This window comes from Flavobacterium sp. 28YEA47A, assembly GCF_041262125.1.
GTDB lineage: Bacteria > Bacteroidota > Bacteroidia > Flavobacteriales > Flavobacteriaceae > Flavobacterium.
The window spans coordinates 1-21,789 of sequence record NZ_JBGCCI010000011.1 but is presented as its reverse complement, the minus strand read 5'-3'; the positions used below and the strand labels follow the sequence as shown (position 1 = coordinate 21,789).

21 protein-coding genes are annotated in these 21,789 nt (G+C 37.6%); 9 read left to right on the top strand and 12 right to left on the bottom strand.

Going from position 1 to position 21,789, the window contains the following annotated elements; all coding sequences use genetic code 11:
• Positions 1-28 precede the first annotated feature (28 nt).
• Both ABH942_RS14825 and ABH942_RS14820 read left to right on the top strand, forming a co-directional pair.
• A complete protein-coding gene (locus ABH942_RS14825) occupies positions 29-367 on the top strand; it encodes a hypothetical protein (RefSeq protein ID WP_370033306.1) in 339 nt (112 codons plus the stop codon).
• Positions 368-388: 21 nt separating this feature from the next.
• Positions 389-880, top strand: coding sequence for a hypothetical protein (locus ABH942_RS14820; RefSeq protein WP_370033304.1), 492 nt, complete (start codon positions 389-391; stop codon positions 878-880).
• Positions 881-901: 21 nt separating this feature from the next.
• Here the strand turns inward: ABH942_RS14820 and ABH942_RS14815 are convergent, their stop codons facing one another.
• From ABH942_RS14815 to ABH942_RS14805, 3 genes are all read right to left on the bottom strand, one after another.
• On the bottom strand, positions 902-1,174 hold the full coding sequence (locus tag ABH942_RS14815; RefSeq protein WP_370033302.1) for a hypothetical protein: 273 nt from the start codon (positions 1,172-1,174) through the stop codon (positions 902-904).
• Positions 1,175-1,311: 137 nt separating this feature from the next.
• Positions 1,312-2,880, bottom strand: coding sequence for an NAD(P)/FAD-dependent oxidoreductase (locus ABH942_RS14810; RefSeq protein WP_370033300.1), 1,569 nt, complete (start codon positions 2,878-2,880; stop codon positions 1,312-1,314).
• A 65-nt stretch (positions 2,881-2,945) separates the two neighbouring features.
• Positions 2,946-3,998, bottom strand: coding sequence for a DUF2891 domain-containing protein (locus tag ABH942_RS14805; protein WP_370033298.1), 1,053 nt, complete (start codon positions 3,996-3,998; stop codon positions 2,946-2,948).
• Between the two features lie 265 nt (positions 3,999-4,263).
• Here ABH942_RS14805 and ABH942_RS14800 point away from each other — a divergent pair, with 265 nt between their 5' ends.
• Positions 4,264-4,503, top strand: coding sequence for a hypothetical protein (locus ABH942_RS14800; protein WP_056068618.1), 240 nt, complete (start codon positions 4,264-4,266; stop codon positions 4,501-4,503).
• Positions 4,504-4,778: 275 nt separating this feature from the next.
• On the opposite strand, the gene recQ is transcribed toward ABH942_RS14800, so the two are convergent.
• Positions 4,779-6,974 (bottom strand): DNA helicase RecQ, encoded by a 2,196-nt coding sequence (gene recQ, locus ABH942_RS14795; protein WP_370033296.1) that lies wholly within the window; start codon positions 6,972-6,974, stop codon positions 4,779-4,781.
• Positions 6,975-7,060: 86 nt separating this feature from the next.
• On the opposite strand from recQ, the gene ABH942_RS14790 reads away from it, so the two are divergent.
• The 4 genes from ABH942_RS14790 to lptB all read left to right on the top strand — a co-directional run bounded on the left by ABH942_RS14790 (position 7,061) and on the right by lptB (position 10,005).
• Positions 7,061-8,026, top strand: a complete 966-nt coding sequence (locus ABH942_RS14790; protein ID WP_370033294.1) for an SIS domain-containing protein — start codon at positions 7,061-7,063, stop codon at positions 8,024-8,026.
• A 2-nt stretch (positions 8,027-8,028) separates the two neighbouring features.
• Positions 8,029-8,856 (top strand): twin-arginine translocase subunit TatC, encoded by an 828-nt coding sequence (gene tatC, locus ABH942_RS14785; RefSeq protein WP_370033293.1) that lies wholly within the window; start codon positions 8,029-8,031, stop codon positions 8,854-8,856.
• Entirely contained in the window at positions 8,840-9,187 is a 348-nt protein-coding gene (locus tag ABH942_RS14780; protein ID WP_370033291.1) for a carboxymuconolactone decarboxylase family protein, read from the top strand. Before tatC ends, ABH942_RS14780 begins: the two co-directional genes overlap by 17 nt.
• Before the next feature lie 77 nt (positions 9,188-9,264).
• The gene (gene lptB / locus ABH942_RS14775; RefSeq protein WP_370033289.1) at positions 9,265-10,005 is read left to right on the top strand and encodes an LPS export ABC transporter ATP-binding protein; all 741 of its coding nucleotides are present in this window, start codon (positions 9,265-9,267) and stop codon (positions 10,003-10,005) included.
• 116 nt (positions 10,006-10,121) lie between these two features.
• Here the strand turns inward: lptB and ABH942_RS14770 are convergent, their stop codons facing one another.
• Both ABH942_RS14770 and ABH942_RS14765 read right to left on the bottom strand, forming a co-directional pair.
• Positions 10,122-10,973: a glycoside hydrolase family 25 protein gene (locus ABH942_RS14770; protein WP_370033287.1), complete on the bottom strand. Its 852-nt coding sequence runs from the start codon at positions 10,971-10,973 to the stop codon at positions 10,122-10,124.
• A gap of 205 nt (positions 10,974-11,178) precedes the next feature.
• Positions 11,179-11,892: a phosphatidylcholine/phosphatidylserine synthase gene (locus ABH942_RS14765; protein ID WP_370033285.1), complete on the bottom strand. Its 714-nt coding sequence runs from the start codon at positions 11,890-11,892 to the stop codon at positions 11,179-11,181.
• 284 nt (positions 11,893-12,176) lie between these two features.
• Here ABH942_RS14765 and ABH942_RS14760 point away from each other — a divergent pair, with 284 nt between their 5' ends.
• On the top strand, positions 12,177-13,163 hold the full coding sequence (locus ABH942_RS14760; RefSeq protein WP_370033419.1) for a PorV/PorQ family protein: 987 nt from the start codon (positions 12,177-12,179) through the stop codon (positions 13,161-13,163).
• Between the two features lie 67 nt (positions 13,164-13,230).
• Positions 13,231-14,364, top strand: coding sequence for a DUF4105 domain-containing protein (locus ABH942_RS14755; RefSeq protein WP_370033283.1), 1,134 nt, complete (start codon positions 13,231-13,233; stop codon positions 14,362-14,364).
• A 1-nt stretch (position 14,365) separates the two neighbouring features.
• On the opposite strand, the gene ABH942_RS14750 is transcribed toward ABH942_RS14755, so the two are convergent.
• From ABH942_RS14750 to ABH942_RS14725, 6 genes are read right to left on the bottom strand one after another with little or no spacing between them, the layout of a single operon-like run.
• Positions 14,366-15,760: a sugar transferase gene (locus tag ABH942_RS14750; RefSeq protein ID WP_370033281.1), complete on the bottom strand. Its 1,395-nt coding sequence runs from the start codon at positions 15,758-15,760 to the stop codon at positions 14,366-14,368.
• Between the two features lie 58 nt (positions 15,761-15,818).
• Entirely contained in the window at positions 15,819-16,829 is a 1,011-nt protein-coding gene (locus tag ABH942_RS14745) for a glycosyltransferase family 4 protein (RefSeq protein ID WP_370033279.1), read from the bottom strand.
• The gene (locus ABH942_RS14740; RefSeq protein ID WP_370033277.1) at positions 16,801-18,150 is read right to left on the bottom strand and encodes an O-antigen ligase family protein; all 1,350 of its coding nucleotides are present in this window, start codon (positions 18,148-18,150) and stop codon (positions 16,801-16,803) included. The genes ABH942_RS14745 and ABH942_RS14740 overlap by 29 nt, the downstream gene beginning before the upstream one ends.
• Positions 18,134-19,225 (bottom strand): glycosyltransferase, encoded by a 1,092-nt coding sequence (locus tag ABH942_RS14735; protein WP_370033275.1) that lies wholly within the window; start codon positions 19,223-19,225, stop codon positions 18,134-18,136. Before ABH942_RS14735 ends, ABH942_RS14740 begins: the two co-directional genes overlap by 17 nt.
• On the bottom strand, positions 19,222-20,340 hold the full coding sequence (locus ABH942_RS14730; RefSeq protein ID WP_370033273.1) for a glycosyltransferase family 4 protein: 1,119 nt from the start codon (positions 20,338-20,340) through the stop codon (positions 19,222-19,224). Before ABH942_RS14730 ends, ABH942_RS14735 begins: the two co-directional genes overlap by 4 nt.
• On the bottom strand, positions 20,337-21,341 hold the full coding sequence (locus ABH942_RS14725; RefSeq protein ID WP_370033271.1) for a glycosyltransferase family 2 protein: 1,005 nt from the start codon (positions 21,339-21,341) through the stop codon (positions 20,337-20,339). Before ABH942_RS14725 ends, ABH942_RS14730 begins: the two co-directional genes overlap by 4 nt.
• Positions 21,342-21,789: the final 448 nt, after the last annotated feature.

Below are 21,789 nucleotides of genomic sequence, written 5' to 3'. Positions count from 1 at the left end.
AACCAGTAACCATTAAATCAAAAATTATATGACAACAGAAGAATTTAAAAAAGATTATTATTTAGAGAAAATTTACGAAAGAATATCAGAAATAGAATTTGACTGCAAATTAATAGTAAAAAGAAAATCTGATAATGCTTATGTAACTGGAGTTAAAACAAAAACAAACATTCTCGATGTAAGTCAAGATATTACTGATACGAGATTTGCAATTAATCCAATTACTTGGCCAATCTATTTGGATGATATAATTATAATGCTATTCAATTTACTAATATTTAGAATCAGCTTAACAGATATTTATGAAACTAACAATAAGAGAAATATAGCCGATTTTTTCAGAATAAATCCGTTCTATGAAGATTAAACTATTTTGACATAATAAAATATGAAAAAGCATATCCTTAAATTTTCAGATATTTATGTGATAATTATCACAGTCATAATTGCTACAGGAATCCATTGTTTTATAGATAAAAAAACTGAAATCCTAATTGCTATATACACCGCAGGAATCTCTATAGCTTTTAGTATACGGCAATATAGAATTGAAAATGATAAAATTTTTAAAGAGCTTTTTATAATGTATAATGAAAAGTACGATTTAAAATTCAATAATTGTTTAAATATAATAGTTAAAAAAGCCTCTAATCAAACATACGAACTAATAGACGAAGAAAAGCCTTTAATAATAGACTATCTGAATATGTGTTCTGAACAATATTTATGGTTTACTAAAGGAAGAATTGATTCAATAGCATGGAAATCTTGGGAAAAAGGAATGAAATTTTATCTTGAATGCCAACCAATTAAAAACTTTATTAGCAAAGAATCCCAAAAAGACTCTTATTATGGAATTTTTGAATATTTAAAATTATAAAACCGCTTCCCAGCGGTTTTTCTATATTTCCTCAACTCCTTCCCACAAACACTTCACCCCAAAAAGCGCTCGCTTTTCGTCAGCATTTATAGAAATATCAGAATGATATAAAGCCATATCATGCACGAGTTTTAGCGACTTCGATAATTCCGAAGCGCCATAAAACAAAACAAATTCAATAAATTCAGATTGAGACGGTGTAAGCCACACCTGTACTTTTGATACGTTTTGTGTATTATCTGCCGTGCTGGTTGAAGTAACTAGTCCGCTACCTTGTTTTTCAGAAGTTTGCATAACTCTTAACAAGTATTTCTAATTATAAATAGCAATAGTTAAAGAAGTTCGCAATACAAACATACATTTTATTTAAACACTTAGCCGTTTGTAATCACTTATATACGGATAATTACAAAACAATATCATATACTAATTTAAGAAGTCATAACACCCAAACTCTCGCCAATCTTCAAAGCACATTTTTCTCCATCAATAGCTGCCGAAATAATTCCTCCGGCATAACCTGCGCCTTCTCCACACGGATATAAGCCTTTGATTTGCACATGCTCTAACGAAAAGTTATCTCTTGGAATACGCACCGGCGATGAAGTTCTTGATTCCGGTGCATGCAAAATGGCTTCATTGGTCATATAACCTCGCATGGATTTGCCAAATTGTACAAATCCTTCACGCATAATTTGCGTTAAAAAACCCGGAAAAACCTGTCCCAGTTCTACCGGAGTGGTTCCCGGAACATAGGATGTTTTTGGAATATCGGCAGAAACTTTGCTTTGTGTAAAATCAACCATACGCTGTGCCGGAACTCGTTGGGTTTCGCCTGCCAGATGCCAGGCACGTTGTTCGATACTTCTTTGAAATTCCATTCCGGCCAAAGCGCCAAACTTGGCAAACGGTTTAAAATCTTCCAGTTTTAGTTCGACTACAATTCCTGAATTGGCCGTTTCCTGATCGCGTTTGGATGGCGACCAGCCGTTGGTTACTACTTCACCCGGACTTGTAGCACAAGGCGCAATTACACCACCCGGACACATACAAAACGAATACATTCCCCTGCCGTTTACCTGTTTCACGATAGAATACGGCGCCGGCGGAAGATAATCTCCACGGAAATCGCAACTGTACTGTATGCTGTCAATCAGCGTTTGCGGATGTTCTGCACGAACACCCAAAGCAAAAGGCTTGGCTTCGATAAAAATTTTCTTTCGGTCAAGCAATTCAAAAATATCCCTTGCCGAATGGCCAGTAGCCAATATGATTTTTGAAGCTCGGATACTATCTCCCTTTTGGGTTTCTACTCCTTCTACTTCGTTGTTTTTTACTAAAATATCGGTCACACGAGTATCAAACAAGACTACGCCGCCAAACTCGATAATCTTTTCACGCATGGCCTTGATGATTTTCGGCAATTTGTTTGTCCCGATATGCGGATGCGCTTCTACCAGAATTTCTTCCGAGGCTCCAAACCCAACAAACAATTCCAAAATACGGTCTACATCGCCACGCTTTTTAGAACGCGTATACAATTTACCGTCAGAATAAGTTCCGGCTCCGCCTTCGCCATAACAATAGTTCGAATCCTCGTTTACGATATGATCTCTGTTGATGGCTTTCAAATCACGGCGTCTTTCCTGCACGTCCTTGCCACGTTCCAACACAATAGGCTTCAATCCTAATTCTATCAATTGCAAGGCTGCAAAGAGACCCGCAGGCCCTGCTCCAATAACAATTACTTCCTGCTTGTTAGACACGTCTTTATAGTCCGGAAGTCCGATTTTGGTTTCCTGATAATCTTCTTTCCAATACGCCTGAATCTTAAGATTAATCTTGATTGATTTTTGTCGGGCGTCAATAGAACGTTTCAGTATGGCAATATGCCTGATTTCGGCAGGATTTACCTGCATCAGCTTGGCAACATGGTCCGTCAATAATTGCGAATTAGCAGCCACTTCGGGCGCTACTTGTATTTGAAATTCTCTTGGCATGGGGCAAAGGTAGAAAATAAATTCAGAATTATTTTTTAGCCAAACAGTCCGCCTTTTATGAGTTATTACTGTTTTTCTTCATAAGCCCGCAACGCAAAAGAAGCCAGCCAATGCTCACCTTCATAATTACCATCAACTACGGATGGTAAGGAAAAATCCAGATGTTTGTCGGCTACATCCTTTAAATACCAAAACTCTTTAGGATATTGGTTGATTAAGGAATATAAGTTCCAGGCACGGCTAAAATTTAATCCGTCCAGATGTACCAAATGTCCGTCTGTACGATCAGAAACCTTTGCTACATCCCAGGTAAATCTTTTATTAAAAAGCGTCGGCGCAAAGCTTTTCATCCATTTCAGGAATTCTTCACGAGGCAAAATGCGCTGCATAATACCCATTTCTTCCAGGCAAGGCGAAAGGAAATCGGTTCCGCTAGGTTCCCAGGTAAAAGGACAATCTTTATCATTTTGAAACAAACGTGTTGCATTTACCCAGATGCTTTTTTGCAAAGCCTGATTATTGGAATGTACGGCATAATCCCATGCAAAATTCAACCCAAAAGCTGTATTTGCATGCGTTCCTGCCCTAACCGGATACAATAGTTTTGGCAAAAACTCTATATATCGCGTGGTAATAATATCTGAAAGCGGTTTCAAGTTATCAGCCAATTCTTTTGCATACGGCTCGTTAGAGGTTTCCAATTCCAATTGCAATTTTAACAACCATGCCCAGCCGTAAGTACGTTCAAACGATTTTTCATGCTCTTTGGATAGATAAGCTACTTCCTGTTGTATGTTTTCTTTGGAAAGATTTACTTTTAATTTCTGTATGATTTCATCACGTTTGTCCAGATCTGGAAATCGTTTTAACAGATAGACCAAGCTCCAATGTCCGTGAACGGACGAATGCCAGTCAAAACAACCGTAAAATGCCGGATGCAGTTTTTTTGGCGATTGTAATTCGGTAGCATCCTGTAAAAGCTGCCCTAACTTATTAGGATATTCCTGTTGCAGACATTTGATTGGTAAAGTGGCAAGATGGTTTGCTTTTTCTAAAGTCAGTTCCTGCGAAAAGCCCAATTGAAAACAAAAAAGAAAGAGATAGTGTGATAATTTCATGGTACATCTTTTCCCAAATATAAACTTTATTGATTATTTGAAACGGTATACCAAAAACAAATTTCAATAAGTTTCTTGCTTTGCGGCTTAGCGCCTTTGCGTGAAATAGTTGCTCGCAAAGGCGCAGAGCCGCAAAGTTCGTATTGAACCGTTACTATCTAGTACAAACTTCCGATGGTCATTTAAACTTTTGCAACTTATTGTGCCCAAAAAAAGAACAAGCCACTATAAGTTCGTAAATTTGCTTTCCAAAAAAGCACAAATAATGTCCAGAAGAATAAAGCTAATATGGGATTTTAGAGGTCCAGCCGGCACCAAAACCGCAGAACATCACGAAATCCACCTTAAAGAATTTATTGAAGCAGAAAAGCTTCCACTCAATATCACCGGATTCGAAACCTTGCACGAAATGCACGCCATTGCTTTTATGGTCGTGGAAGAAGAGAATATGATTGCAGTCAGAGACGCACTAAAACCACACCGTGGAGAAATCTGGGAAGAATAATTTGTGATTTGTGATTTAAGATTTTTGATTTAGAAGCGAATAGTTGAAAATAGTTGATAGTTTTTAGTAGATAGAGGATAATTGAAAAGGGATAGTGGAGAGTCGATAGTTAAAAAAAGTGGATAGTTTTTAGTGGATAGTCGATAGTTGGGAGTGAGTGCAAAAAAAATAAGATTTCAGAAAACATTTACTGCCCTCTGAAATCTTAAATCTAATATCTTAAATCTTAAATCCGAAATCTCAAATCAAGAATCCGAAAAATTCCTAATTCCAAATTAATTCGCCACTTCGCTAATAAACTTAATTCGCATCAAACGAAGTTCTTCGATGTCATAATCGCCATCAAATTCCTTAAGGGCGTCTTTTATATTATCGGAATGTGATTCCATAAAGTACTCATGGATTTCTTCCTGTTGGTCTTCGTCTAAAATATCGTCAATCCAGTATTTAATATTCAGTTTGGTACCCGAATAGACAATCTGCTCCATTTCTTTCAACAGTACGTCCATATCAAGTCCTTTGGCCTTTGCAATGTCGTTCAGGGAAAGTTTTCTGTCTACGTTTTGGATGATGTATAATTTCAAAGCTGAATTTGCGCCTGTAGATTTTACAACCAAATCATCCGGACGGATAATATCGTTATCTTCAACATAACGTCCAATCAGCTCAACAAAATCTTTACCGTATTTTTTGGCTTTTCCTTCTCCAACGCCGTGAACGCTTCCTAACTCCTCAATAGAAACCGGATATTTCAAGGCCATATCTTCTAATGACGGATCCTGGAATACCACAAATGGCGGCACACCTAATTTTTTAGCCACTTTTTTACGCAAATCACGCAACATACCCATCAAAACTTCATCGGCTGTACCCGAAGATTTTGCCGCTGTAACAATGGCTTCGTCTTCCGCTTCATTATAATCGTGGTCTTCAGACATCATGAAGGAAGTCGGGTTCTTGATAAAATCAGCACCCTTTTCCGTAAGTTTCAATATACCGTAGGTTTCAATATCTTTTGACAAATAACCATCTACCAGAACCTGACGAATCAGAGCCATCCAATAGCGTTCGTCAAAATCAGCACCGCTGCCAAAGAAACTCTGAGCATCGGTTTTATGTGCCTTGATGGTAGCATTGATTTTGCCAATCAAAGTGAAAATAATCTCTTTTGATTTGTATAAATGTTTGGTATCGCGAACAATCTTCAGCAATTTGACTACCTGGTCTTTTGCTTCGACTTTTTTCTTCGGATTCCTTACGTTGTCGTCCATATCGGCACCTTCGCCTGTCTCGCTGTCGAATTCTTCTCCAAAATAGTGCAATAAGAATTTCCTTCTCGACATCGAAGTTTCTGCATAGGCAACGACTTCCTGCAAAAGTGCAAAACCAATTTCCTGTTCGGCAACCGGTTTTCCGGCCATAAATTTCTCCAGCTTTTCTACGTCTTTATACGAATAATAAGCTAAGCAATGTCCTTCGCCTCCGTCACGTCCTGCCCTACCTGTTTCCTGATAATAGCTTTCTAATGATTTTGGAATATCATGGTGAATGACAAAACGAACATCTGGCTTGTCAATTCCCATTCCAAAAGCAATTGTCGCTACCACCACGTCAACATCTTCCATCAGGAACATATCCTGATGTTTGGCACGCGTTTTAGCATCCAGACCTGCATGATACGGAACCGCGCTGATTCCGTTTACCTGCAAAACATGAGCAATTTCCTCTACTTTTTTACGACTAAGGCAATAGATGATACCGGATTTCCCTTTATGTTGTTTGATAAATCGGATAATATCCGATTCAATATTTTTAGTTTTTGTGCGTACTTCATAAAACAAATTCGGACGGTTGAACGATGCCTTGAATGTCGTGGCATTGACCATATCCAAATTTTTCAGGATGTCTTCCTGAACTTTTGGTGTAGCTGTTGCCGTTAATCCGATCACCGGAATATCACCAAGCTGTTTTATAATGGCTCTAAGATTTCGATATTCAGGACGGAAGTCATGTCCCCATTCCGAAATACAGTGCGCTTCATCAATAGCCACAAAAGAAAGCGGCACGCTTTTCAGAAACTGTATGTATTCTTCTTTGGTTAGCGATTCTGGCGCTACGTATAATAGTTTCGTAATTCCGGAAACAATATCCTTTTTTACCTGAGCGATCTCGGTTTTTGTAAGTGATGAATTTAAAACGTGGGCTATTCCATTTTCAGAAGAAAGGCTTCGTATGGCATCCACCTGATTTTTCATAAGCGCAATCAGCGGAGAAACTACAATTGCCGTACCTTCCTGTGTTAGGGCTGGAAGTTGATAGCAGAGGGATTTTCCGCCACCGGTAGGCATAATAACGAATGTATTATTTCTGTGTATGATACTCTTGACAACTTGTTCTTGCAATCCCTTAAATTGGCTAAAGCCAAAATATTTTTTTAATTCGTAGTGGATGTCAATTTCGTTTGAATTCATTCTTTTTTAATGGTATTTTACATAAATTTGCACAACATAAAGATACAACTTTCTTTTATAACCACAAATTTTATAAAAAATCTGTTTTGATAGAAAAAGAAGCAATATTGGCCTCTGCCAAAAAAACAATATTAGCTGAAAGTAAAGCAATTGCAAATCTTTCAGAACTTCTCACCAACGATTTTGCCGAAGCTGTAAAAATCATTTTCAAGTCAAAAGGACGCCTGATTGTTACCGGAATAGGAAAAAGCGCCATCATTGCTCAAAAAATCGTAGCTACGCTTAATTCTACCGGAACGCCATCAATGTTCCTGCACGCTTCAGAAGCCATTCATGGCGATTTGGGAATGGTACAGCAAGATGATGTCGTTATCTGTATTTCAAAAAGCGGTAACAGTCCGGAAATCAAAGTCTTGGTTCCTCTGTTAAAACGTTTTGGAAACATTTTAATTGCGATTACCGGAAATTTAACTTCTTTTCTCGGAAAAGAATCCGATTACGTATTAAATGCGTATGTTGAATCAGAATGCGATCCAATTAACCTTGCTCCTACCAACAGCACAACAGCACAGCTTGTCATAGGCGATGCTTTGGCTGTAGCCTTGATGGAACTTCGTGATTTTAAGAGCGAAGATTTTGCCAAATACCATCCGGGAGGCGCTTTAGGAAAAAAACTATTGCTTCGCGTTAAGGATATGCTCGATACTACACACAGACCTATTGTGGCTCCGGATTCGAGCATCAAGAAAGTTATTGTTGAGATTTCTGAAAAAAGATTGGGAGTTACTGCCGTAGTAGAAAACGATAAAGTCATAGGCATCATTACAGATGGCGATATCAGAAGAATGCTTAACGACCGGGATACTTTCAACGACCTGACAGCAAAAGACATCATGACCAAAAATCCAAAGGTGATTAAATCCAGCGATATGGTTGTTGATGCCCTAAATATTTTAGAAGATTTTTCAATAACGCAGTTGGTTGTCGTGGATGAAGGCAATTATTTGGGAGTTATCCACCTCCATGATATTTTAAAAGAAGGAATCGTATAATTATGGCTAGAAAGAAAAACGCAAACGAAATGTCGTTTCTTGACCATTTGGAAGAACTCCGATGGTTGCTAATCAGAAGCACATTAGCTATAGTAGTCGCTTCCACTGTTGCATTCTTCTTCAGTGATTTTATTTTTGATAAGATTATATTCGGTCCAAAAGATCCTAACTTTATTACCTACCGTTGGTTCTGCGAAGTCAGCAAGTTCTTTGGTAGTACAGGAGAGGGTTTCTGCGATTATAAAATTAATTTCGACGTACAGAGCCGTGTCATGTCCGGACAGTTCAATGCGCACATCTGGACCTCTATAACTGCCGGATTTATTCTTGCCTTTCCCTTTATTTTATGGGAATGTTGGAAATTTATCAGCCCGGCATTATATGATAAAGAAAAAAAGAATGCCAAACTGTTTTTAGCCGTGGCTTCTTTCCTATTTTTCCTTGGAGTATTATTTGGTTATTTTATCATCACGCCGCTTTCTATCAACTTCCTGGCAGGATATCAGGTGAGTACGCAAATCCACAACGATATCGATTTGGATTCTTATATCTCACTGATACGAAGCACTACGCTGTCTTGCGGTTTGGTTTTTGAATTGCCAATCGTTATGTTTTTCCTTTCCAAATTAGGACTTATAACACCTACATTTTTAAGGAAATACAGAAAATATGCCATCGTTATCATTCTGATTATTGCGGCTATCGTAACGCCTCCTGATGTAGTGAGCCAGATTATCGTGACTATCCCATTATTAATATTATACGAACTCAGCATTTTTATTTCTGGCTGGGTATTAAAAAATAAGCTGAAAGATGAGCAATCTAGTTAAAGAATTCAATGATTACCGTCAGGTAATGAATGAAAAGCTGCTAAATGACGACAACAAAGTCATCAAAAGGATTTTCAACCTTGATACTAACGCCTATATGGAAGGCGCATTAAATGTCAAGACCAAAGAACTACTCGGATTAGTAGCTTCTGCCGTTTTGCGATGCGATGATTGCGTAAAATATCATTTGGAAACCTGCCATAAAGAAGGCATCACAAAAGCAGAAATGATGGAAGCCATGAGCATTGCCACTTTAGTAGGCGGTACAATCGTAATCCCACATTTGAGAAGAGCTTACGAATTCTGGGAAGCACTGGAAGAAAATAAATAATTGTTAATTAGTAACCGCTTTACTCTGAATAGTCGTTTATTTGTTCGGCAATTTTATAAAGATTAAAAAATCGGAATATGATTCTAAGAGCTGACAATCTGGTCAAAACATACAAAGGAAGAAGTGTTGTAAAAGGTATTTCTGTAGAAGTAAATCAAGGAGAAATTGTAGGTCTTCTAGGACCTAATGGTGCCGGAAAAACTACTTCTTTTTATATGATTGTAGGTTTGGTAAAACCAAATAGCGGCAAAATTTATCTTGACGAGACTGAAATTACCGACTATCCGATGTATAAAAGAGCGCAGAACGGAATTGGTTATCTGGCTCAGGAAGCTTCGGTTTTTAGAAAACTAAGTATTGAAGACAACATTTTAAGCGTGCTTCAATTAACCAATCTTTCCAAACAGGAACAAGAAGCCAAAATGGAAAGTCTTATTGCTGAATTTAGCCTAGGACATATCCGTACTAACCGTGGCGACTTGCTTTCCGGAGGTGAAAGAAGACGTACAGAAATTGCACGTGCTTTGGCAACCGATCCAAAATTTATCTTATTGGATGAGCCGTTTGCCGGAGTTGACCCGGTGGCAGTAGAAGATATCCAAAGAATCGTAGCCCAATTAAAAAATAAAAATATCGGAATTCTTATCACCGACCACAACGTGCAGGAAACGCTTGCTATTACTGATAAGACCTACCTGATGTTTGAAGGTGGCATCTTAAAAGCAGGTGTTCCGGAAGAACTGGTTCAGGACGAAATGGTGAGAAGGGTTTATTTAGGACAAAACTTTGAGTTGCGTAAGAAGAAGTTGGAGTTTTAGATTTATGATTTAAGATCTTTGATTTGGGATTTTAGATTTTGGATTGCAGAAAATAGATAATAGAAGATAGACAATAGACAGAACCGGGAAGTTAGTGCTTTTCGGTTTTTTTGTTTTTAGTTGATGGTGAAATACTGCAATTGTTTCTGTGTGCCGTTGTAGATATTGACATCTACTGTACCTTCGATGCCTGGTACGGTAGCTTTTTCTGTGAATTGCCAAAACAACCATTCGTCTTTGATGGTTTCTTCAAAAAAATTATAGTTGGCAATCCAAAACGTGTAGCCTTTAAACTCTTCTTTCAGGAAATCATTATAATAGCTTTCTCCTGAGTAAATAATCGGTTTTACATTATAGTGCTTTTCTACTTTTTTCAACCATCGCTTTAAGCCAATCTTAAGGCTGTCTATAGATTGTTCTTTAGGTAGTTTTTCAATATCCAGAACCGGAGGCAAATCGCCTTTATGAAGTTTTACGGTTTTGATAAAATTGTCAGCCTGTTCAATAGAATTCTCATTCGGACGATAGTAATGATAAGCACCACGAATTAGCTTGTGCTTTTTTGCTTCCTTCCAATTGTCCTTAAAAGTAGCATCTACTCTATCTTTTCCGGCTGTTGCGCGTATAAAAACAAATCCCAATGGAAATGTTTCTTCGATAGCTTTCGCTTTTTCCCACTCCACATCGCCCTGGTATTCGGATACGTCAAAACCGTATACCTTATTCTCGTGTTTGCTTAAAACCTGATAAATCCTGACATCGGCAATCCGCTTTTCTTCTGCGAGCTTTTTGTCTGTCTTAAAACTGAAATAGTAAGCCAGTCCTTCTCTATAGTGATAGGCTGTTCCGGCGAGCAAAAGGATAAAAAACGCCCAAAGTGAAAATTTCAATACGTTTCCGGAGAAGAAACTTTTCTTCTTTTTGGGTTTTCGTATTGCAGGTTTTCTTCTTGGAGCCGGCTTCTTCATTCAGTAAAAATAAATGTTTTTGAGAAAAAGTGATATCTGAAACTTAAAATTATAAAACGCCGGATTATGAGAATTGTTACTTTTTTTAAACACCACAAATTGAGTAATCAAAGTAATTCTATCAGAAAAACAAGTGGAATCTACGCAATCAACGACAAAAATCTTAAATCCAAAATCTGCAATCTCAAATCTTAAATCTGCAATCTTAAATACTTTTCTTATTCGTCAAAACCGACAACAGTATATAAAAAAGAATCAACAACGGAATTCCCAATGCTTTAAAAAACACTAAAAGCAGTACAGATACAGCCAAAAATATAATCTGAAGCTTGTTTTTGGCAAAACTAGCGCTTTTTACTTTTAATGAAAAAAGAGGAATTTCAGCATTGAGCATAAAAGCACTGAAAAGAGAAATTACAAGCAATATCCAAGGATTGCTCAAGGCTTGCGAAATAAATCCGTATTGGTTATCAAGCAAAATAAGTGGAAGACTTAAAATAAACAGCGCATTGGCCGGAGTTGGCAATCCGATAAAAGAATCGGTCTGGCGGGTATCGATATTGAAATTGGCCAAGCGATAGCAGGAACCCAAAGTAATGATAAAACCCAGATATGGAAATAGCATTTGCCATCCGGAAGACGGAAAGCCTAACGCCTGATTCATCAAATAATACATCGCCAGTCCCGGTACTACACCACTGGTTACCATATCAGCCAAAGAATCGAGTTGCAATCCTAACGGACTGGAAACTTTAAACAGCCTTGCAAAAAAGCCATCAAAGAAATCCAGAAAAATTCCAAGACACACAAATAAAAAGGCCAGCTTAAAATCCTGATGGAAAGCAAAGATTAATGCAATGCATCCTGAAAATAGGTTGAGCAGCGTTATAATATTCGGAACTTGAGCCTTGATTCGCATATCTAATTGTTTTTAGTTGGCATGAGCGCAAATTTAGCACAATAAGTTTATAGTGCAGCGCGTTTCTTATAACAGATTTTTAACTTGAACTTCCTTAGTGCTATTTATTGTTACAAGGTGCTGAAGGAAGCTCAATAAAAATTTATATTTTTGGACGATAAATTAACAATACAGATTTCGGCTTGTAAAAACAATTTGCTTTGAAAAAACCCCTTATAGCTTCTTTTCTTTTGGTATGCTCTTTCGCTTATAGCCAGGCGGTCAGGAAATATTCCAATGAATTTATGAATATTGGTGTCGATGCGGCCGCATTGGGTATGTCGAATGCTGTGACGGCCAGCACTAATGACGTCAATTCCGGATATTGGAATCCGGCCGGGCTTATTTACCTTGAAGACAAACAGGCTTCTTTGATGCACGCCAGCTATTTTGCCAATATTGCACAATATGACTATGCCGGTTTTGCCATGCCAATTGACAATGAAAGCGCCTGGGGACTATCTCTAATCCGTTTTGGAGTTGACGACATCTTAAATACCACCGAATTAATTGACAGTGAAGGGAATATCGATTACAACCGAATCAGCCTGTTTTCTACTGCTGACTATGGCGTGACTTTTTCCTATGCCCGAAAATTAAAAATTCCGGGATTCCAATACGGAGTAAATGCCAAAGTAATTAGACGAGTTATTGGAGATTTTGCCAATTCCTGGGGATTTGGTTTTGACATCGGAGTACAGTTCGAAAGAAATGATTGGAAATTCGGATTGATGGTACGTGACGTCACCACAACTTATAACATCTGGAATATTGACGAGAAAGCCTATAATAAAATTAAGGATGCTATTCCCGGCGAAAACCAGCAATTGCCTGAAGATTCTGAAATCACGCTTCCCAAAGCACAATTCGGGATTGCCAAAAAATTCATCATCCGTTACGACTATAGCATTCTGGCTGCTGCCAATTTAAATATGAGTTTTGCCCGTACTAAAGATATTATTTCTACTGATGTCGTAAGCATTGATCCGGCTATTGGTTTTGAATTCGGATATACCGACCTTGTTTTTTTAAGAGCCGGTGTTGGGAATTTTCAAAATGTAAAACAGCTTGACGGAAGTGAAAAAGTAGGTTTTCAGCCTAACATTGGACTTGGATTTAAATACAAAGGCGTACAGGTAGATTATGCGCTGACGGATATTGGCGACCAAAGTGTGGCCTTGTATTCTAATATCTTCTCGGTAAAAGTAGACCTGGGTATCTTTAGAAGATAATTTTCGGATAGTTCCGGCATGAAAATATTTAGTAGTTTTACGGATATTTGTGCTTTAATTTTATCCTATGTCAAGAATCAGACTTTTTCTTCTTTTATTATTGCTGGCATTTCCACTATCTAAAGGTTTTTCGCAAAGCGCAATCTTATCCGATTCTGCAAAAATAAGTATCCTGACCATAGGCACTGCCAATGAATCACATACTCTTTACGGACATACCGGCCTTCGTGTTTTAGACGAACAGCGTGGTTTAGATGTCGTTTATAATTTTGGCTATTTTGATTTCAATACGCCTTACTTTCTTGCAAAATTCGTCAAAGGTGACCTGCAATATTTTGTTGCCACTAATCAGTATGCCGACTTTGAATATGGCTACAGAGAAGAAAACCGTTCTATTTATGAACAGGAACTCAACCTGAGCAAAATTCAGAAACAGAAGTTACTCGATGAATTGAATAAAAATCTTTATTCTGACGAACGTTTTTATACTTATAAATTCATCGATAAGAACTGTACTACTATGGTTATTGATAAGGTAAATGATGTGCTTGGCGGAAAAATCATTACTACAAAAAAACCGGTTACGGTAACGTACAGAGAAATACTCAACCCTTATCTGAGCGGTAATTTTTTCCAGAAACTAGGTATCAATATCATTTTTGGTCCTAAAACAGACAAAAAAGCCGAAGTATTGTTTCTTCCTTTGGAATTAATGAATGTTTTAAAAACTACGGCTTATAATGGAAAACCTTTGGTTACAGAAACCAAAACAATCTTTGAAGCCAAACCTATAAAGACGGTTTCGTATTGGAATAATATTTATGTTTTTTCAGCCTTGATACTCTTGATTATCGTGCTAAAAAACAATACCGTTTATATTACTTATTTTACAATTTTGGGACTATTAGGCGTCTTCCTTTCACTCGTAGGTTTTTATTCGTTTCACGAAGAAGTGCGTTGGAATTATAATGTGCTTTTATTCAATCCATCATTATTACTTCTGCTCTATTTCTACAAAAAGAAAAATCGCAAGTGGATATCCAACCTTGCCCTGTTTAATTTAGCTTGTATCGCTATCTATTTGATTGTTATTATCAATAAAGCACAGTTATTACTATTTATGCCATTATTGATTACTTCTACGATAATCTTAGCAAAATGGGCTAGAAAGAATAAAAAGATAAAAACAGCAACCGCTTAGATTATTGTCCGCGATAAAAGAGAATTGTGCTGAAAGTCTTGACTGTAATATTGATGTCAAGAAAAATACTTCGGTGCTTGATATAATACAGGTCATACTGTAGCTTAATCAAGCTGTCCTTTATAGAATCTCCATACGAATAATTGACCTGTGCCCATCCGGTAAGTCCGGGCTTGATTACGTGTCGGGTTTGATAAAACGGCATCTGGTTGGCAATCTGTTCTACAAAAAACGGACGTTCTGGTCTTGGGCCAATAACTGCCATATCGCCTTTGAGTACGTTTATAAACTGTGGAAACTCGTCTATTCTTGATTTTCTTAAAAACTTACCGAAAAAGGTAATTCTGCTGTCATTCTGTGTAGCGAATATTGCCGTATCAGTCTCAGCATTTTTTACCATTGTCCGGAATTTATAAATCTTGAATATCTTGCCATTTTTCCCTACCCTTTCCTGTACATAAAACAGGGAGCCTTTATTTCCGATAAAATTAGCAACGTAAATAAACGGCAACAAATACAATCCGATGGCTATTCCTGCCAATGAAATCAGAATTTCAATAAGCCTAGCCAATAATAAATAGAGCTTATTATGGTTGCTCCGGCTGAACGGGAAATACCTGTAAAAATCCCTATCAACATACTGAACCGGAATACGTTGTGTGATGGTTTCATAAACCTGTGTATATTCCCGAATCACAAATCCCTGCTCTAAAAGAGCCAAAAGACGGCTGTACAAATCAACCGTTATCCCGTCTGTTTTTTGTGAAGCTATAACTATTTCTGATATTGCATTTTTCTTTATAAAACCATTTAGTTCTGCAATTTCTATCGTGGCAACGTTAGCCGTATCTAACGAATTATCACCTTTGGAATCCGTATTGATAAAACCTAATATTTTATAATGCGGATCAACCTTTTCTAATGACGCGACCAATTCTTCCAGCTGGTTTTTGTCACAAACCATAACAACGCGCTTTAAAAAACGATGTGAAGCCAGGAAAGCCTGATAAAACATACGCCATATAAATAAAGCTAAGGTAATTGCCAGGAAAAAATAGATTATCTGTAACCTGTTAGAAGGAAGTACCGGTGTAAAAATAGGTGTTAAGAGAAAGAATAATACGGTGGTAGAAGACGTAAGCAGTATACTTTTGATAATCTGATACTGATTACTGGCAGTCTGTAGATTATACATTTCAAAGACGGTGCCCAAAATATTCAGGTAGATTCCTAAAACAATCGTCCAGTAAAAATTGGCTTTGGAAATGCTGAAATAATCAAATTTGAAAAGTAGCCCTACTATGTAAAGTGCCAGGATTACAGTCAATACATCAAACAATCGTAACAGGAGCTTACGCTCCGAGATTTCAAAATGTATTTTTTTAAACGAGAACATCTGTGGTAGATTTGGACTAGCGCAATTTAACATTATTTTAGTAATAATAAATCTATCGCTAACACAAAATTTTATTCCATAGTAGCTTCACCTGTTTCCAGTCGAAACTTTTGGCTTTTTCTCTTGCGTTTTGAGCCAAATCTTCGGCTAGGTTCTTATTTTCAGTTATCTTTTTAATCGCATCAATCATGGTTTCTGTATTCCCGTCTTCTACCAAAAGTGCCGTTTTTCCATCTTCAAGTAAAAAAGGAATACCGCCAACATTTGTACTAACCACTGGCAATCCTAAAGCCATAGCTTCCATAACACTGACAGGTGTATTATCAAAATGGGTAGTATTGATAAAGATATCGTAAGTCTCAGATAAGTGAATCCAGTCGGCTTTGGCAAGTTTTCCGGTAAATTTTACATCCAACTGGTATTTCAAAGCCAATTCCCTGGTTTTTCCCAGCATACCGTCTTTTTCAGGCCCAACCATACAAAGCGATGCTTCTGGAAATTCTTTTTTGATTTCACGATATACTTCAACAGCCATAAATGGATTATAAATAGCCGCAAATGCCCTAACCCACAGAAGTTTTGGCTGTCCTATATCCCTTTTCTTAAAAGAATAATTGCGAATATCGAGCGTATTGGGAATATAAACCATGTTTTGGATGCCCTTTTTTTGGAAATGCTCAAAAAGATATCCGGAAGGAGCTATATTTTTATAGGCATAATTAAAAAGCATATTGCACAGTCCCGGATTTTTAGCAAGTCGTGCCGGTAAATCGCCGCCACGCAGCATCGGGATATATTTTATCTTTAGTAAACGTGCCAACTGGCTGCTCAAAAAAGCATACCAAAAATTGGATGTGCTATAGGTATCGATAAGAATATAATCAACCTTGTTTCTTAACCGTATCGTAGTCCATAGCATATCAAGCAGTCGCACTATCTTATTCTTTTTGGACGAAGCATAAAAAAGCGTATAGCCTTCACCTTCCAAAAGCGGTCCCAAAGTTTCGATTGAAGTAACCGAAAAACCATGTTGTGATAATTTATTCCCTATGTACAGTAGGTTTTTCAATAGAATATACTTTGAGTAATGTTAGCGAATAAATAAAAGCAGGAGCTACTAATCTCATGGCAGCATGGTTGATGGTCAGAAACCAAAACACAAAAAACGACAGCAAGTAAAAATGGTGCTTATTGTCAACATACAAAAATAAGGGCGTAAAGAATAAAATCAGTATTGCAAAAATACCCAGCGTGCCATGTTCGGCCAACATCCGTGTCAATTCATTATGGGATGCCGCCCTGATTCCTGTGATTTCTTCTCTGTATTCTTTATTTTTTCCAACGCCTATTCCCAGTACCGGATTTTCCAAAAACATCTGTAATTCGGTCGATGCAATTTGTTCCCTCCCTCCTAGCCTATCTTCCTTTTCACGTCCGGCTGCATCCTGATTAGCATAACGTTTTTCAATCAATCCGCTGGTCTGTAAAGAGCTATAGCCCCATACTCCGATTCCCGCCAGAACGGTCAATATAACAACTACATTCAGTTTTATTTTGGTTTGCAAATTTGCCAGCGTATACAGCGCTCCAAAAAGCATAACAATCATTACCAGTCCTGTAATTACTCCTCCTCTGGAAAAAGTAACGATTCCCCTAAACGTAAGAACTAATGTAAAAAACAGATTAATCAGCATATACCTCTTGTTAGGAGAATTCAGAAGCATCCTTGAAAAAAAGATAAAAAATCCAAGACCCAAAATGGTCGAAACCTGGTTAGGACCAAAACCGCCTGAGGTTTCAAAATTAGAAGATGTCCCAGTCACTACATCTTTGACATCAGGAGTATAAATAAACAAATAACAGGCTGTTGACAGGATGGGTAGGACAGCAGCCAGCAAAACGTTTGATAATTCTGTAAACGAAATCTTTCGCCTATAGGTATAAATCGAACATAAGCCCAAACAGACCGGCCCTACAATATTAAAAGTTATCGCCTTTCTTACATCAGTACTGATATCTAAAGTTACAGTAGAAATCACCACACCCGGAATTAAAAGCAAGAGATATATCCAATACGGAATTGAGTTTTTGGAAAAGCTGCTGTAAAAAATTCCCATAAGCATAAATAGCATTACGCCATATTTGGAAAATTCATTCAGAAAATTCCCTCCGGTCATTCGCAGTAAAACTTCGCTTCCGGCTATATAGGCTGAAATATACAACACCTCATTGTGCTTATTGGAAGTCTTTAGTACAATGCCAACGCCAATCAATAACGTAAGCAACCCGTATACTTTAGAGAGTAACGGAAACACGTATATCGCAAAGCCAATCGCAATATGCAACAAGACAAGCCCAATATAGGTAATCTGTCTACTTTTGTTTTGCATCTAAAATGTTTTGATATTGCAATATTAAGGCATTCATGACAATTTCTTCCGAATAGCTTTCTCTTATTCTAGTTTTTAAAGCCTCAGACATTGATTTCCTCAACTGTTCATCGCCAGCCATTCGTTGTAATTCTATAGTAAGCATTTTTACATCTGATGGATCAAAAGAAAGTCCTGTTTTTTCGTGTTTTATAATTTCACCACAATAGCCAACATTAGTAGAAATAACCGCCAGTCCAGCCATTCCATATTCCAGTAAAGTAACAGGAAAACCTTCATAAACAGAAGCCAGAACACCTATAGTTCCTTGTTGTAATATATGACTAATATCCGGACAACTGCCATAAATAAAAACGCTTTCCTCCAGGTGATTGTCTTTTATAAACCGTTTTAAAGATAAAGAATACTCATCTTGAGAATCTTTACCGACAAGATGTAGCGACCATCCTTCTTTTTTAAGTCCGGAATCCCGAAAAGCCTCCAAAAGCAGGGCATGATTTTTAGGATGTCTTAGATTTGACAAGCAGATAATTCTTTTTCCATCCGTACTTTTTAGTATCGTTTGCTTTTCCTCAGTCTCATTCTGAACAGCAAAATTAGGAAGATATGCTACTTTAGAAACTGACAGATTACGTTCTGCCCAGGCTTTTAATTCATGATTAACCACAATCACTGCATCAAAAAAACGGGAAGCTACTTTTAAAACAGCATTTTTATATGTTTTTTGCGTGCTTCTTCCACCATGATGATCATGCCAGACAATCTTTATTTCAGGATAGGCTATCTTCAACATCACTGCTATAAAATAAGAAGTCCCATGCGCATGAACAATAGCAATATTATTATCTTTTACAAAGCGTTTCAGCTTGGAAACAGCCCGAAGATCAATCGTCCGTTTTCGTTGTAGAAATACATACGGAATTGATTCCTGTAACTGTCCTTTCAACAAGCCTTCCTTACGTGTAACTGCCAGTGCCGAAAATGCGATCCGAACACTCAGGCCATTGGCATAGTTGACCGCCATACGTTCAGCACCGCCGGCTTCCAGCGAATCAATTAGCTGCAGGACTCTCATATGTTTTTCAAAAGACTTTTAATTTCACTTTCAAAATAATCCAAAGTATATCTTCTGGACCAAAGTACCGCTTTTTCAGCTTTGTTTTTATATTCTTCAGGTGCTTTTAGCAAAGCAGCCATGTTTTCACAATCTTGTTCAAGGTTCATTTCAAGCAACAATCCTCTTGTGCCATAATCAAGCATATCCGCAACGCAGGAAACCTGGCTCGAAATCGGAACACATCCCCAGAACATGGCTTCTGCTACTACTTTTGGCCATCCTTCACTCTTGGAAGGCAATAGCAGAAAATGGCTTTCTTCATAGGCTTTCTGTAGGTTTTCTTTTGTCTGGTTGCCTCTTAGAAAGATGGAATTCTCCAGATTATTTTTAGCGATATATTCCTGTAAAATACTTCTTTCTTTTCCATCTCCAAAAAACTCTAGATGCACATCAAATCCCTGCCGAATTAGCTTTTCAGCCAACTGTACAGCATATAATGGTCTTTTGCCTTCTGCCAATGTTCCTGCAAAAAGCAATTTTATTTTTCCTTCTAAGGTTCGCAATATTACTGGTTTTTTATCGTGCTCACGATAGGTAGCCGTAAAAAACGGTCGTATGTTTTTGGTTTGGTTGGGCCAATTTCCATACACCAACACCTGCATATTTTTAGTCAGGAACGTATTGCTTAAAATCCATCGCTGAACCTTATAGCTAAACGGCTGTTTTGATTTAGGATCCCAATTGCCAGCATATTTGGCTGTTTTGGGTGTCTTTGGAAAAAGAATCTGTACAAAGCAACCCAGCAAACCAACATTACCCGGGCATCTTAGGTGGATATGATCGGCTTCACGCATTGCTTTGTAGATAACCCTAATTAGTTTGGGCATTTTAAGCAATGCTGACAATTTTGCCTTCAATCCGATGGCATTAAATCCTGGAATTTCCATCAATCGGACTTCCTCTTCATAAGGCAGATGAATAGCGTTTGGCTGCAACTCTGTCGTTGGTGCTACTAAAAGCACCTCGTCTACATTCTCTATCCACAGATTCATCTCACGCACATAGGGCGCATAGGCATAAAGTCTGTCGTTTTCTTTTAAATGAGGTACGTGGGTAATAATGGCAAACTTCATGACTGCTCTGGTTTAGGTTTGCTAAAAAACAAGCTCCACCAACCTACAGTTCTTCCTAATGCCTCTGTAAAAGCCTGCTTTTTTTGTGAGGAAGTAAGTGCGTTTCCATATCGAATTAAGGTTAACAGCAGTGTAATGCTGTGCCATTTCAATTTAGCCTTGATAGACGGTTTGGGATATTTTGACCGCCATACGTACCAACCATTACGCACTACCATTTTCCCATAAGCATACTTATTTGGCCGTCCTGATGCATCATGATAATGCGCCAACTTAGCGTTTGTATTGACATATAATTTGCCTAGATTGGAAAGCCGTAACGTAAAATCAGCATCTTCATATAAACCATAGCCTTCAAAATAAGTAGAAAACCGAAGTCGGTCAAAAACTTCTTTCCGAAACGATGAAACACCACCCATCAGTTGCTGTACTTCGTAAATCTTTCCTGATGGTGGCAAAAAACCTATACTTCTTCCATGTGAATATTCTGGGGCAAATCCGGGTGCCATATTACTATCAAGTCCTAATTTCTTTCGGGCTACAAAACGGGAACCGTCTTTGCGTTTCCAACCGTCATAAACAAATTCATTTGCCTTTTCTTTATAGTTTTCTGCAATGGGTTGCCAAAGTGTTTCATTAGTAATATAACCTCCTACTCCCAAAGCTTCAGGATGAATATTATAAACCGATAGGATTTCCTCAAAATAAGTAGGTTCCAGTACGGTATCATCATCTAAAAAACAAACGATTCCCACTTCGGGCATCACCCTATTGATTCCGAAATTTCGTTGTCGGGTTAGTCCGCGATCTTTCGGTTCCACCTTAAAATAGGAAAGTCCTTTGAAATACTTTTCTTCTAAGGCTGTTTTCGTAAGATCATCGGGACTTCCGTCTACAACCAAAATCTCATTTGGGTACACAGTCTGTTTCTCTACAGATTCTAAAAGAGTCAACAAAGGAGTAGCTCTTTTATAAGTACAGATGATCAGTGAGAATTTCATAGGTTGTGGTTGAAGAGAACAAATATAGAAATTTAGGAGTCATTTTAATCCATTTTAAGTAATGTACTCCCCAATCAAAAATAAAACCTTGTAATTATATTATTCATAAACACATAGTATTATTTTCAATTAAATTAGAAATATTTCAAATAAAATATTTGACTATAATACTATAGCGATTGTATTTGCCCCACGGAACCTTAACAATTTTTTACATATTTCTCTAATGGAAGATTTTCGAATATACCATAGGTTTGTAAAAAATATATTTTTATTTACGGATTGTTATATTTCCATAATAAAAATTTCTTTCTTTGCGTTTTAATACAAATTAACAGGACTTAACTTAATACAAGACAGACATATGACCCTCAAAAAAAACTTCCCGGCACGCCTGGCAGCTGCCGGACTATGCGCCATGCTCTGCACCGGTGCGCTCCACGCACAA